The organism is Streptomyces sp. NTD91 (assembly GCF_059510455.1).
Map to the genome: position 1 here is coordinate 87186 of NZ_JCAJZW010000021.1, position 12333 is coordinate 99518.

At 73.0% G+C, this 12333-nt stretch carries 9 protein-coding genes; 7 read left to right on the forward strand and 2 right to left on the reverse strand.

Going from position 1 to position 12333, the window contains the following annotated elements:
* Window positions 1-36 precede the first annotated feature (36 nt).
* Both AC5WRT_RS21950 and map read right to left on the reverse strand, forming a co-directional pair.
* Entirely contained in the window at window positions 37-2598 is a 2562-nt protein-coding gene (locus AC5WRT_RS21950; protein ID WP_496095175.1) for an ATP-dependent Clp protease ATP-binding subunit, read from the reverse strand.
* Window positions 2599-2786: 188 nt separating this feature from the next.
* Entirely contained in the window at window positions 2787-3563 is a 777-nt protein-coding gene (gene map / locus AC5WRT_RS21955) for a type I methionyl aminopeptidase (RefSeq protein WP_496100525.1), read from the reverse strand.
* Window positions 3564-3625: 62 nt separating this feature from the next.
* Here map and AC5WRT_RS21960 point away from each other — a divergent pair, with 62 nt between their 5' ends.
* The 7 genes from AC5WRT_RS21960 to hydA all read left to right on the forward strand — a co-directional run bounded on the left by AC5WRT_RS21960 (window position 3626) and on the right by hydA (window position 12331).
* A complete protein-coding gene (locus AC5WRT_RS21960) occupies window positions 3626-3877 on the forward strand; it encodes a helix-turn-helix domain-containing protein (protein WP_496095177.1) in 252 nt (83 codons plus the stop codon).
* Between the two features lie 137 nt (window positions 3878-4014).
* Window positions 4015-5700, forward strand: coding sequence for a hypothetical protein (locus AC5WRT_RS21965; RefSeq protein ID WP_496100526.1), 1686 nt, complete (start codon window positions 4015-4017; stop codon window positions 5698-5700).
* Between the two features lie 205 nt (window positions 5701-5905).
* Window positions 5906-6748 carry a nitrilase-related carbon-nitrogen hydrolase gene (locus AC5WRT_RS21970; protein WP_496095179.1) on the forward strand — a complete coding sequence of 281 codons (843 nt, stop codon included), beginning with the start codon at window positions 5906-5908 and terminating at the stop codon, window positions 6746-6748.
* A gap of 29 nt (window positions 6749-6777) precedes the next feature.
* Window positions 6778-8028, forward strand: a complete 1251-nt coding sequence (locus AC5WRT_RS21975; protein WP_496100527.1) for an aspartate aminotransferase family protein — start codon at window positions 6778-6780, stop codon at window positions 8026-8028.
* A 214-nt stretch (window positions 8029-8242) separates the two neighbouring features.
* Window positions 8243-9808 carry a PucR family transcriptional regulator gene (locus tag AC5WRT_RS21980; RefSeq protein WP_496095181.1) on the forward strand — a complete coding sequence of 522 codons (1566 nt, stop codon included), beginning with the start codon at window positions 8243-8245 and terminating at the stop codon, window positions 9806-9808.
* A 155-nt stretch (window positions 9809-9963) separates the two neighbouring features.
* Window positions 9964-10806 carry a nitrilase-related carbon-nitrogen hydrolase gene (locus AC5WRT_RS21985; RefSeq protein ID WP_496095182.1) on the forward strand — a complete coding sequence of 281 codons (843 nt, stop codon included), beginning with the start codon at window positions 9964-9966 and terminating at the stop codon, window positions 10804-10806.
* Window positions 10807-10927: 121 nt separating this feature from the next.
* Window positions 10928-12331, forward strand: a complete 1404-nt coding sequence (gene hydA, locus AC5WRT_RS21990; RefSeq protein WP_496095183.1) for a dihydropyrimidinase — start codon at window positions 10928-10930, stop codon at window positions 12329-12331.
* Window positions 12332-12333: the final 2 nt, after the last annotated feature.

Below are 12333 nucleotides of genomic sequence, written 5' to 3' on the forward strand. Positions count from 1 at the left end.
GGGAGCCCCGGGGGCCGCAACGGCGGTCGGCGGGTGTCACACCTCCGGTGCCGGCGGCCGCGACTCCTCCGCCGGCGCGGACGGCTGGGGTTCCCGGGCCCGGAAGTCCAGCCGTCCGTCGTGGACGTCCACCATCACCCGGCTGCCCTCGGAGATCGTGCCGTCCAGCAGCAGCCGGGACAGCTGGTTGTCCACCTCCCGCTGAATGGTGCGGCGCAGCGGCCGGGCGCCGTACTCCGGCTGGTAGCCGCGCTCGGCGATCCAGTCGACGGCGGCGTCCGTGAAGTGGACCGCGACGCCCTGCCCGTCCAGCAGACGCCGGGTGCTCTCCAGCAACAGGTCGGTGATCTGCCGCAGTTGCTCGCTCGTCAGCTGCCGGAAGACCACGATCTCGTCGATGCGGTTGAGGAACTCCGGCCGGAAGTGCTCGCGCAGCGGCCGCAGGATCTGCTCGCGCCGCGCCTCCTCGTCCGCCTCCCGGCCGCCGGGCCCGAACCCGATCCCGGCGCCGCGCCGGGTGATCGCCTCGGAGCCGAGGTTGCTCGTCATCACGATGACCGTGTTGGTGAAGTCCACCGTCCGGCCCTGGGAGTCGGTCAGCCGGCCGTCGTCCAGGACCTGCAGCAGGATGTTGAAGACGTCCGGGTGGGCCTTCTCCACCTCGTCCAGCAGGAGCAGCGAGTAAGGGTGCCGCCGCACCACCTCGGTGAGCTGCCCGGCCTCCTCGTGGCCGACGTATCCGGGCGGGGCGCCGACGAGCCGGGAGACGGTGTGCCGCTCCTGGTACTCGCTCATGTCGAGCCGGACCATGCGGTCCTCGCTGCCGAAGAGCGCCTCGGCGAGCGCCCGGGCCAGCTCGGTCTTGCCGACGCCGGTCGGACCCAGGAACAGGAAGCTGCCGATCGGCCGGTTCGGACTCGCGAGTCCCGCGCGGGAGCGCAGCACCGCCTCCGAGACCACGGCGACGGCCTCCTCCTGGCCGACGACCCGCTCGTGCAGGTGCTCCTCCAGGCCGAGCAGCCGTTCCTTCTCCTCCTGGGTGAGCCGGCTGACCGGGATGCCGGTCTGCCGGGACACCACCTCGGCGATGGCCTCCGCCGTCACCTCCAGGCCGAGTCCCTCGTCGGCCTTGTCGTCGCCGCTCGCCTCGGCGATCCGCTGTTTCAGCTCGCCGATCCGGTCGCGCAGCTCCTTGGCCTTGTCGTAGTCCTCGCCGGCGACCGCCTGGTCCTTGTCCAGGACCAGCTGCTCCACCTCGCGCTCCATCGCGCGCACGTCCGTGCCCTTGGTCCGCGCGCCGAGCCGTACCCGGGCGCCCGCCTGGTCGATCAGATCGATCGCCTTGTCCGGCAGCCGCCGGTCGGTGAGGTAGCGGTCGGACAGCTCCACCGCGGCGACCAGGGCCTGGTCGGCGTAGCGGACCTGGTGGTGGGCCTCGTACCGGTCGCGCAGCCCGCGCAGGATCTCGATGGTGTCCTCGGCCGTGGGCTCGGGCACCAGCACCGGCTGGAACCGGCGGGCCAGCGCCGCGTCCTTCTCGATCCGGCGGAACTCCTCCAGCGTGGTGGCGCCCACGATGTGCAGCTCGCCACGGGCCAGGGCGGGCTTGAGGATGTTCCCGGCGTCCATCGCGCCGCCCTCGGCGCCGGAGCCCGCGCCCACGACGGTGTGCAGCTCGTCGATGAACACGATCAGCCGGTCGGAGTGGGCGCGGATCTCCTCCACGATGTTGTTCAGACGTTCCTCGAAGTCGCCGCGGTAGCGGGTGCCGGCCACGACCCCGGTGAGGTCCAGCGCCACGACCCTGCGGCCCGCGAGGACGTCCGGGACGTCCCCGTCGGCGATGCGCTGGGCCAGCCCCTCGACGATGGCCGTCTTGCCGACCCCGGCGTCACCGATCAGGACGGGGTTGTTCTTGCCCCGGCGCGACAGCACCTCGATGGTCTGTTCGATCTCGGTTTCCCGGCCGATCACCGGGTCGATCCGGCCCTGCCGGGCCAGGTCGGTCAGGTCACGGCCGTACTTGTCCAGCGTCGGGGTGCCGGTGGCACGAGGGCGCTCCTGGCGCACCTGGGTGCTCTCCGGGGCCTCGGGCGGCAGGGAGCGGGCCGAGAACCGGGCCGCGTTCAGGATGTGCCCGGCCGCGGAGTCCGGGTTGGCGGCCAGCGCGCTCAGCACGTGCTCCGGGCCGATGTACCCCGCACCGCTCGCCCGCGCCAGGTCGTGCGCGTCCAGCAGGGCCCGCTTGACGGCCGGGGTGAGCGACAGCGAGGTCGGCGGCGGCGTCTCGCCCGGCGGGTGCTGCACCGGGCCGGCCCGGTCGTCGATCTCCGAGGCGAGGGAGTCCGGGTCCGCGCCCGCCCGGCTCAGCAGGCTCCGGGTGGGCTCGGACGCCACGGCGGCACGCAGCAGGTGCTGGGTGTCCAGGTCCCGGCTGCCGTGCTCCACCGCGTACACGGCGGCCCCTCTGACCAGCTCACGGGCCGGCTGGCTGAGCAGGCGGCCGATGTCGATGTGGCGCTTGGCTCCGCTGGGGGGACCCCCGAAGAAACGGGCCAGAAATTCGCCGAAGGGGTCAGGAGGGTAGCCGTTTGTCATGGCGATGCGCTTCCTTCGCTGACGACTGGCTCCGCCGGGTAACCGGGTGCGGGCTGTTCATGCCCACGATGACACGAACCGTGGGGGGTGGCATGTTCGCCTACGGCGGGCTGTCGTGCCGCGGCGGCAGCGTCGTGGTTTCCCGCGCCCGTGCGGCGGAGCCGCACATCGACACGGCCCCGCGCCCCTCAGGGAGTCTCCCTGGCCGTGAGGATCCGGGGGCCGGACTCCGTGACGGCCACCGTGTGCTCGACGTGGGCGGCGCGGGAGCCGTCGGAGGTGCGCAGGGTCCAGCCGTCGGGCCCCGCGTAGTAGGCGTCCTTGCCGCCGGCGGCCAGCATCGGCTCGATGGCCAGGACCATCCCCGGGCGCAACGGCAGGCCCCGTCCCGGGCGGCCCTCGTTCGGGACGTCGGGGTCCTCGTGCATACGGCGGCCCACGCCGTGGCCGCCGAAGCCGTGCGGGACGCCGTAGCCGGCGTCGCGGCAGACCCGGCCGACGGCGTGGGCGATGTCGCCGATGCGGTTGCCGGCGACGGCCGCCTCGATGCCCGCCGCGAGTGCCCGCTCGGCGGTCTCGATCAGGCGGAGGTCCGCCGGGCGCGGGCGGCCCACGGTGAAGCTGATCGCCGAGTCGCCGGCCCAGCCGTGCAGGACGGCGCCGCAGTCGATCGAGACGAGATCGCCGTCGCGGAGCCGGTAGCGGCCGGGGATGCCGTGCACGATCGCGTCGTTCACGGAGGCGCAGATCACCGCGGGGAAGGGGGTCGGGGCGAAGGACGGCCGGTAGCCGAGGAAGGGCGACAAGGCCCCGGCCGCGCGCAGCACCTCCCGTGCCACCTCGTCCAGCTCCAGCAGACAGACGCCGACGGCCGCGGCGTCTCGTACGGCCGTCAGGGCCCGCCCGACGACCTGGCCGGCCGCGTGCATCGCGTCGATCGATGTGTCCGTCTTCAGCTCCACCATGCCAATTACTATACCGGTATTTGAATGGGGTGCACCGTACGGGCCGGTATTAGAATGGGCGCATGGTGCGCACCCCCCTCACCCCTGAAGAACGCGAACGCGGCGAGCGGCTCGGGCGGTTGCTGCGCGCCGCGCGGGGGGATCGAAGCATGAACGAGGTCGCCGCGCAGGCGGGGATCTCCGCCGAGACGCTCCGCAAGATCGAGACGGGCCGGGCGCCGACGCCGGCGTTCTTCACCGTGGCCGCGCTGGCCGGCGCCCTCGGGCTGTCGATGGACGAGCTGGTCACGCGGTGCGTGCTCGTGCCGCTGTGAGGCGCGGGGGCCGCACGGCGTGCGGGGCCGCACGAGGAGCCGTCCGCGCCCTGCCGGAAAACCCTCCGTAGCAGCGCCGTAACACGACTGGTGTTGCCTGACCGGCGGAGTGCCGGCGGCCGGGCGGGAGCTGAACGATGGCGGTGGAACGACTCCCTGGCGGAGTACGGGAGTTCGCGAGCTACCTGGACGGCCTGCTGGCGCGCCTGGACCGGGACGGAGGCTGGAGCGGGATCCTCTGGCGCCGCGACCCCGACGGCATGCGGGCCTGCCTGGACGGCCGCGAGGTCCCGCCGTGGGACGTGGTGGAGGCGCTGCTGGACGACCTCGCGGCCGCATACGGCCCCGCCGCCGCTGCCGCCGAGCGGGAAGGGGTCCGCGCCCTGCACCGGGCCGCGCTCAGGGCGTACGACGCCCGCCCCGGCGCGCGGGACGCCCTGCTCCACCACCTCGAAGCCATGCTCCGCGAAGAGCAGCGCGCCGCCGCACGCCGGGCCGAACTGACCCGCCTGCTGACCGCGCCGGCCTCCCCGGCACAGGCCGAGTCCCTCCGCGTCGCCCTGTCCTGGGCCGACGACGACCACACCCGAGCCACCGCCCGGTACGCCGAACTCCGCTCCAGGCTGGTCCAGTTGGACCGCCGGGAGGCGGAGGGCGCGCGCCGGGCCCCGCGCGGCGGTCGGCCCGCTCCGGCGCGGGCCGGGGGTTCGCGGGGCGAGGGGGAGGCGGTGACCGCCGGGGCGCCGGCGCCTTTCCGCTCCGTCGACGGTGGTGGCCGCTCGACGGCGGGGGAACGAGGGGAGGCGGTGAGTGGGCCCGGGGGCGAGGGGCGCGCCGCGGCCGCGCAGGGCGAGGGATCCGTCCGGGCCGCGCAGCGGGGCACGCCTGCCCAGTTCCCGCCTGTCGACGGCTCCGCCCGGGTGCCGCATGCCGCCGGGGCCGTCGCGGGCCCCCGCGCCGAGTCGCCCGCTCCGGAAGGGCGAGCCTTCGTGCCCGGTCACGCTCCCGGCGCCGTAGCCGCAGACAGCGCATCCCTCGCCCCATCCGCCGCCACGCCCGCCCCCGCCACTGCGCAGGCCCCCACCCCCGAGTCGGCCGGGCCCCGCAAGCGCCGTCGTGGAAGCGCCCGGTTCGCCGGCCTTGCCGAAGAGCAGGGCGCCGCCGTCGTACCGGTGGTGTCGCTGCCGACCGGGGGCGGCAGCCCCACTGGGGACCGGACGCCGCGGGGCGCGCGGTTCGCCGGGGCCGGGCGGCAGGGCGAGAGCGAGGCGGTGCGCGAGGAGGTCGTGGACGCCGAGGCGGGCGCGGTCGTGGGCGAAGTCGTCGCGCGGCTCGCGGCGTTGCGGGCCGAGGGGCGCAGCGGGGAGGCGCACGCGCTGCTGGTGGAGGTCGCGCAGTGGCCCGCGGCCTGGTTCCCGGCGGTCGCGGACGCCCTGCACGGCGCCGGGCTCGGTGCCGACTGGGGCACGCTGCTGTGGGAGGCCGCCTCGCTGCCCCCGGCGCGGCTGGTCTCCGCCGCCGACGCGCTCGTCGCCGCCGGACGGGAGGCTGACGCGCGGCAGATGCTGCGGCAGGGCGTCGCCCGCCCGGCGGAGCAGATCGGTGCGGCCGTGCTGCGGCTGGCGGAGGAGGGGCGGGGCAGGGAGGCGGGAGAGCTGCTCGACGCCGTGGTGCGGGGGCGTACGGCGCAGGAGGCGGCCCGCACTGTCGCCCCCGACCCCCACCGGCTCGTGCCGTTGCTGCTCGGGGCCGCGCGGGCGGTCTCCGACGAGCGGCACTGGGACCTCGTGCACGCACTGAGGGTCGCCGGACACGCGACGTGAGCGACCACGGGGGGTATCGTCCCGGTATGCTCCGGTTCACCCCCCTGGAGCGACCCCGCGCTCACCCGCAGGGGTGCTCCACCTGATCGACTCCGCGGGATGACGACGATGGTCTTGGCAAGGGCCTCCCGGAGGCTTACTTTCGTCCCTCTACGGCCTGCTCTACGGGCGTAGAGGCTCTGACGGTCCGTCGAAGGAGCAGCTCATGGCCAACGTCGTACGCGCCGCACTGGTCCAGGCCACCTGGACCGGGGACACCGAGTCCATGGTGGCGAAACACGAGGAGCACGCCCGCGAGGCGGCCCGCCGGGGAGCCGGGGTCATCGGCTTCCAGGAAGTGTTCAACTCGCCCTACTTCTGCCAGGTCCAGGAGCCCGAGCACTACCGCTGGGCCGAACGGGTTCCCGACGGGCCGACGGTGCGCCGGATGCAGGACCTCGCGCGGGAGACCGGGATGGTCGTCGTGGTCCCCGTCTTCGAGGTCGAGCAGTCCGGCTTCTACTACAACACCGCCGCCGTGATCGACGCCGACGGGACCTACCTCGGCAAGTACCGCAAGCACCACATCCCGCAGGTCAAGGGCTTCTGGGAGAAGTACTACTTCAAACCGGGCAATCTCGGCTGGCCCGTCTTCGACACCGCCGTCGGCAAGGTCGGGGTCTACATCTGCTACGACCGGCACTTCCCGGAGGGCTGGCGGCAACTCGGGCTCAACGGCGCCCAGCTGGTCTACAACCCGTCGGCCACGCACCGCGGCCTGTCCGCCCATCTGTGGCAGCTGGAGCAGCCCGCCGCCGCCGTCGCCAACGAGTACTTCGTCGCCGCCATCAACCGGGTCGGGCGGGAGGAGTACGGCGACAACGACTTCTACGGGACCAGTTACTTCGTCGATCCGCGCGGGCAGTTCGTCGGCGAGGTCGCGGGCGACAAGTCCGAGGAACTCCTCGTCCGCGACCTCGATCTCGACCTGATCGAGGAAGTGCGGCAGCAGTGGGCCTTCTACCGAGACCGCCGCCCCGACGCCTACGAAGGGCTGGTACAGCCGTGAACGACCTCTACTCCCGCCACCGTCAGGTCATGCCCGACTGGCTCGCCCTCTACTACGACGAGCCGATCGAGATCACCCACGGCGAGGGCCGCCACGTCTGGGACTCCGCCGGCAACAAGTACCTCGACTTCTTCGGCGGCATCCTGACCACGATGACCGCGCACGCGCTGCCCGAGGTGACCAAGGCGGTCGGCGAGCAGGCCGGGCGGATCATCCACTCCTCGACCCTCTACCTCAACCGTCCGATGGTCGAACTCGCCGAGCGCATCGCCCAGGTGAGCGGCATCCCCGACGCCCGGGTCTTCTTCACCACCTCCGGCACCGAGGCCAACGACACCGCCCTGCTGCTCGCCACCTCCTACCGGCGCAGCAACACGATCCTCGCGATGCGCAACAGCTACCACGGGCGTTCCTTCAGCACGGTCGGCATCACCGGCAACCGCGGCTGGTCGCCGACCTCCCTGTCCCCGCTCCAGACCCTGTACGTGCACGGCGGCGTGCGCACCCGGGGCCCGTTCGCAGGCCTGGACGACCGCGCGTTCACCGACGCCTGTGTCGCCGACCTCAAGGACGTCCTCGGGCACACCCGGCCGCCCGCCGCGCTGATCGCCGAGCCGGTCCAGGGCGTCGGCGGCTTCACCTCCCCGCCCGACGGGCTCTACGCCGCCTTCCGCGAGGTGCTGAAGGAGCACGGCATCCTGTGGATCGCCGACGAGGTGCAGACCGGCTGGGGCCGCACCGGCGACCACTTCTGGGGCTGGCAGGCGCACGCCCGCAGCGGCCCGCCGGACATCGTCACCTTCGCCAAGGGCATCGGTAACGGCACCTCGATCGGCGGCGTGATCGCCCGCGCCGAGATCATGAACTGCCTGGACGCAGGCAGCATCTCCACATTCGGCGGCACCCAGCTCACCATGGCCGCCGGCCTGGCCAACCTCACCTACCTTCTCGAACACGACCTCCAGGGCAACGCCCGCCGGGTCGGCGGCCTGCTCATCGAGCGGCTGCGCGCCGTCGCCGCCCAGCTGCCCGGCGTGCGCGAGATCCGCGGCCGCGGCCTGATGATCGGCGTCGAGCTGGTGAAGCCCGGCACCGACCAGGCCGACCCCCAGGCGGCCGCCGCCGTCCTGGAGGCGGCCCGCGAGGGCGGGCTGCTCATCGGCAAGGGCGGCGGTCACAACACCAGCGCCCTGCGGATCGCCCCGCCGCTGTCGCTGACGGTCGCGGAGGCGGAGGAGGGCGCGGCCATTCTGGAACGGGCGCTCAGGAGTACGTACTAGTGCCGCAACAGGCAACGTTCGCCCCGTCGCGACGCCCGGCACGCTTCCCCACTGCCTCAAGGGCGTGGGAGGTGCCCCCACTCGCCGCACCGGGCACAAACCCACGTACATCCAGTACGAGGGCTTGTACCCGGCACGCCGAGAGCACGCACCGGACGCCGCTCCTTGACGGGCAAACGTTGCCTGCCGCGGCACTAGAGAAGGCGGTACGGCCATGACCACCACCCTGGAGTCCCGGTACGGCTGGGAACCCGCCCTCTCCGTCCGCCAGGTGCTCACCCTGGAAAGGGTTCTCGCCGGGGAACCCGAGGTGGTGGCCGGCGCCGGACAGCTCGACCGGCCGGTGCGCTGGGTGCACGTCGCCGAGGCCGCCGACGTCGGGGTGATGCTCAGCGGCGGCGAGATGGTGCTCACCACCGGCGTGCTGCTGACCGGCGACGAGGCCAAGCAGGCCGAATACATCCAGTCGCTGCACCGGGCGGAGGCCTCCGCCGTCGTGCTCGGCCTCGGGCGGGCCTTCCCGGCGCCGCCCGAGGTGATGCGCCGGGCCGCCGAGCGGTGCGGGCTGCCCATGGTCGTCCTGCACCGGCCCTTCCCGTTCGCCGAGCTGACCGAGGAGGTCCAGTCCCGGCTGGTGCGGCGGAAGTTCGCCGCGGTCAGCCTCTCGGAGACCGTACGCACCGAACTCACCGCCCTGATCACCGCGGGCGCCCCCCTGCAACGCCTGCTCGACGACGTCGCCCGGCACGGCGGCTGCCCGGTCGTCCTCACCAACCTCGCCCACCGCGTCCTCGCCACGGCGGGGGAGCGGTCCGCGGTGGACGACGTGCTGCGCGACTGGGAGCGGATCGCCCGGCAGGCCTCGGCCCGGGCGGACGACGGCTGGATCCGGGCCGAGCTGGGCGGGCGCGGGGAGCGGTGGGGCCGGCTGCTGCTGTGCGGCTACCGGGGTGACGCGGCCACCGGCCGGCTGCTCGCCGACCGGGCCGCCGAGGCCCTGGTGCTGCACCGCATGCTCGGCGGCGGCTCCGCGCACTCCTGGGAGGAGGAGTCCGCGCAGAGCCTGCTGACCGACCTGGTCTCCGGCGCCGTACCGGCCCGGCAGTTGCTGCCCCGGGCGCGGGCGGCCGGGCTGCCGGTCAACCGGCGCACCTTCGTCCCGCTCGTCGTCCTCGGCCGCACCCCCGACGAACTCGACCGCGTCCTGCGGCTGCTGGGGCTCGCCGGGCTGGTCGCCGAACTCGCCGACGGCCGGGCCGCCGTACTGCTCAGCCTCCCGCGCGACCAGGACGCCGAGGCGCTCACCGCCCACTTCGCGGCCCGCCTGCGCTCCGGGGCACGGGTCGTGGTCACGGCCAGCGACCCCCGTACCGCCTGGGACGACGTGCCCGCCGGCCTGCGCGAGGCCCGCCACGTCGCCGACGCCGTCGCCGACTCCCCGGCCGTCCTCGACCTCCCGGCCGTGGTCCGCCTGAAGGACGTGCACCTGCGCGGGCTGGTCCGGCTGCTGCGCGACGACCCGCACGTGCAGTCCTTCGCCGAACGGGAACTGGACGGGCTGCTGGGCGAGGCGGAGCCCGAGCTGCTGAACGTCCTGCGCACCTACCTCGCCACCGGCCGCAACAAGTCACGCACCGCCCAGCTCCACCATGTCTCCCGGCCCGCCCTCTACCGCCGCCTGGAGGCCATACAGGCCCGGCTCGGCGTCGACCTGGACGACTTCGAACAGGCGGCCTCCGTGCACATCGCGCTCCTCGCGCACGACGCGCAACGGCGATGAAACATGCGACGACCTGGGAAAACGGCGGTGAAACATGGAACTACGCACACGTGACACGGTGACACGCCGATGGCCCGCAGACGTGACACGCTGCCACTCAACCGGCCCTCGCGGGCTTTCTACGCTCACGGCACACCGAGCTACCGGAGGTCCCGATGAGCCGAGTGATCCGAGCCGCCCTGTTCCAGACTGCGTGGACGGGCGACAAGGAATCCATGATCCAGGTCCACGAGCAGGCGGCCCGCGACGCGGCCGCGCAGGGCGCCCAGGTCCTGTGCTTCCAGGAGCTGTTCTACGGCCCCTACTTCTGCCAGGTCCAGGACAAGGCCTTCTACGAGTACGCCGAACGGATTCCCGAGGGCCCGACCGTCCGGCGCTTCCAGTCCCTCGCCCGCGAACTGGGCATCGTCCTGGTCCTGCCGATGTACGAGGAGGAGCAGCCGGGGGTCCTGTACAACACCGCGGCCGTGATCGACGCGGACGGCTCCTACCTCGGCAAGTACCGCAAGACCCACATCCCCCAGGTGCAGGGCTTCTGGGAGAAGTTCTACTTCCGCCCCGGCAACGGCGGCTGGCCCGTCTTCGACACGGCCGTCGGCCGGATCGGCGTGTACATCTGCTACGACCGGCACTTTCCCGAGGGCTGGCGGGCGCTGGGCCTCGCCGGAGCCGAGATCGTCTTCAACCCCTCGGCCACCTCGCGCGGCCTGTCCCGCTACCTGTGGCAGCTGGAGCAGCCGGCGGCGGCCGTCGCCAACGAGTACTTCGTCGGCGCGATCAACCGGGTCGGCGTGGAGGACCTGGGCGACAACGACTTCTACGGCACGACGTACTTCGTGGACCCGGAGGCCCAGTTCGTCGGCGAGGTCGCGAGCGACAAGGAGACCGAACTGGTCGTCCGCGATCTGGACCTGGCGAAACTCCGCGAGGTCCGCGACCGCTGGCAGTTCTACCGGGACCGGGCGCCGGGGGCGTACGGCCCTCTGACGGCGCCGTAGAAGGACGCACTGCGCCCGCGCGCCCCGAAAGGGCGCGGGACCGTGCTCGCCATGCGGCTACCGCCGCGCCGGCGGTGGCGACAACCGACGACCCGCAGCGGACCACGAAGGAGAGGACCCCATGACCGGCCGAACAATCATCCGCGGCGGTCTCGTCATCACCGCGTCCGACGAGACCCACGCCGACGTCCTGGTCGAGGACGGCCGTGTCGCCGCCCTCGCCGCCTCCGGCACCCCGGCCGCGGAGGCGTTCACCGCACACAGGGTCATCGACGCCACCGGGAAGTACGTGATCCCGGGCGGCGTCGACGGCCACACGCACATGGAGATGCCGTTCGGCGGCACCACCGCCGCCGACACCTTCGAGACCGGCACCCGCGCCGCCGCCTGGGGCGGTACGACCACGATCGTGGACTTCGCCGTCCAGAGCGTCGGCGGGACCCTGCGCGAGGGCCTGGACGCCTGGCACGCCAAGGCCGAGGGCAACTGCGCGATCGACTACGCCTTCCACATGATCGTCTCCGACGTGAACCAGGAGACGCTCAAGGAGATGGACCTGCTGGTCGAAGAGGGCGTCACGTCCTTCAAGCAGTTCATGGCCTACCCGGGCGTCTTCTACTCGGACGACGGGCAGATCCTGCGCGCCATGCAGCGTGCCGCCGAGAACGGCGGGCTGATCATGATGCACGCCGAGAACGGCATCGCCATCGACGTCCTGGTCGAGCAGGCCCTCGCCCGGGGCGAGACCGACCCGCGGTACCACGGCGAGGTCCGCAAGGCCCTCCTGGAGGCCGAGGCCACCCACCGCGCCATCCGGCTCGCCCAGGTCGCCGGTGCCCCCCTGTACGTCGTCCACGTCTCGGCGATGGAAGCCGTGGCAGAGCTGGCGCGGGCCCGCGACGAGGGGCTGAACGTCTTCGGCGAGACCTGCCCGCAGTACCTGTTCCTGTCCACCGACAACCTCGCCGAGCCGGACTTCGAGGGCGCGAAGTACGTGTGCAGCACGCCCCTGAGGCCGCGTGAACACCAGGCCAAGCTGTGGCAGGGGCTCAGGACGAACGACCTGCAGGTCGTCTCCACCGACCACTGCCCGTTCTGTTTCACCGGCCAGAAGGAACTGGGCCGCGGCGACTTCTCCAAGATCCCCAACGGCCTGCCGGGCGTGGAGAACCGCATGGACCTGCTCCACCAGGCCGTCGTCGACGGGCACATCTCCCGCCGCCGCTGGATCGAGATCGCCTGCGCCACCCCGGCCCGGATGTTCGGCCTCTACCCGAAGAAGGGCACCATCGCGCCGGGCGCCGACGCCGACATCGTGATCTACGACCCGCACGCCGAGCAGGTCATGTCGGCCGGGACCCACCACATGAACGTCGACTACTCGGCCTACGAGGGCAAGCGCACCACCGGCCGGGTCGAGACCGTCCTCTCGCGCGGCGAACCCGTCATCACCGAGCGGGAGTACACCGGGCACGCCGGCCACGGCGTCTTCACCCCGCGCTCCACCTGTCAATACCTCAACTAGGA

What these genes read in the sequence shown, in the direction of transcription:
- AC5WRT_RS21950 (WP_496095175.1), bottom strand. Translation starts at nt 2,598, where the DNA reads ATGACAAACGGCTACCCTCCTGACCCCTTCGGCGAATTTCTGGCCCGT.
- map (WP_496100525.1), bottom strand. Translation starts at nt 3,563, where the DNA reads ATGGTGGAGCTGAAGACGGACACATCGATCGACGCGATGCACGCGGCC.
- AC5WRT_RS21960 (WP_496095177.1), top strand. Translation starts at nt 3,626, where the DNA reads ATGGTGCGCACCCCCCTCACCCCTGAAGAACGCGAACGCGGCGAGCGG.
- AC5WRT_RS21965 (WP_496100526.1), top strand. Translation starts at nt 4,015, where the DNA reads ATGGCGGTGGAACGACTCCCTGGCGGAGTACGGGAGTTCGCGAGCTAC.
- AC5WRT_RS21970 (WP_496095179.1), top strand. Translation starts at nt 5,906, where the DNA reads ATGGCCAACGTCGTACGCGCCGCACTGGTCCAGGCCACCTGGACCGGG.
- AC5WRT_RS21975 (WP_496100527.1), top strand. Translation starts at nt 6,778, where the DNA reads ATGCCCGACTGGCTCGCCCTCTACTACGACGAGCCGATCGAGATCACC.
- AC5WRT_RS21980 (WP_496095181.1), top strand. Translation starts at nt 8,243, where the DNA reads ATGACCACCACCCTGGAGTCCCGGTACGGCTGGGAACCCGCCCTCTCC.
- AC5WRT_RS21985 (WP_496095182.1), top strand. Translation starts at nt 9,964, where the DNA reads ATGAGCCGAGTGATCCGAGCCGCCCTGTTCCAGACTGCGTGGACGGGC.
- hydA (WP_496095183.1), top strand. Translation starts at nt 10,928, where the DNA reads ATGACCGGCCGAACAATCATCCGCGGCGGTCTCGTCATCACCGCGTCC.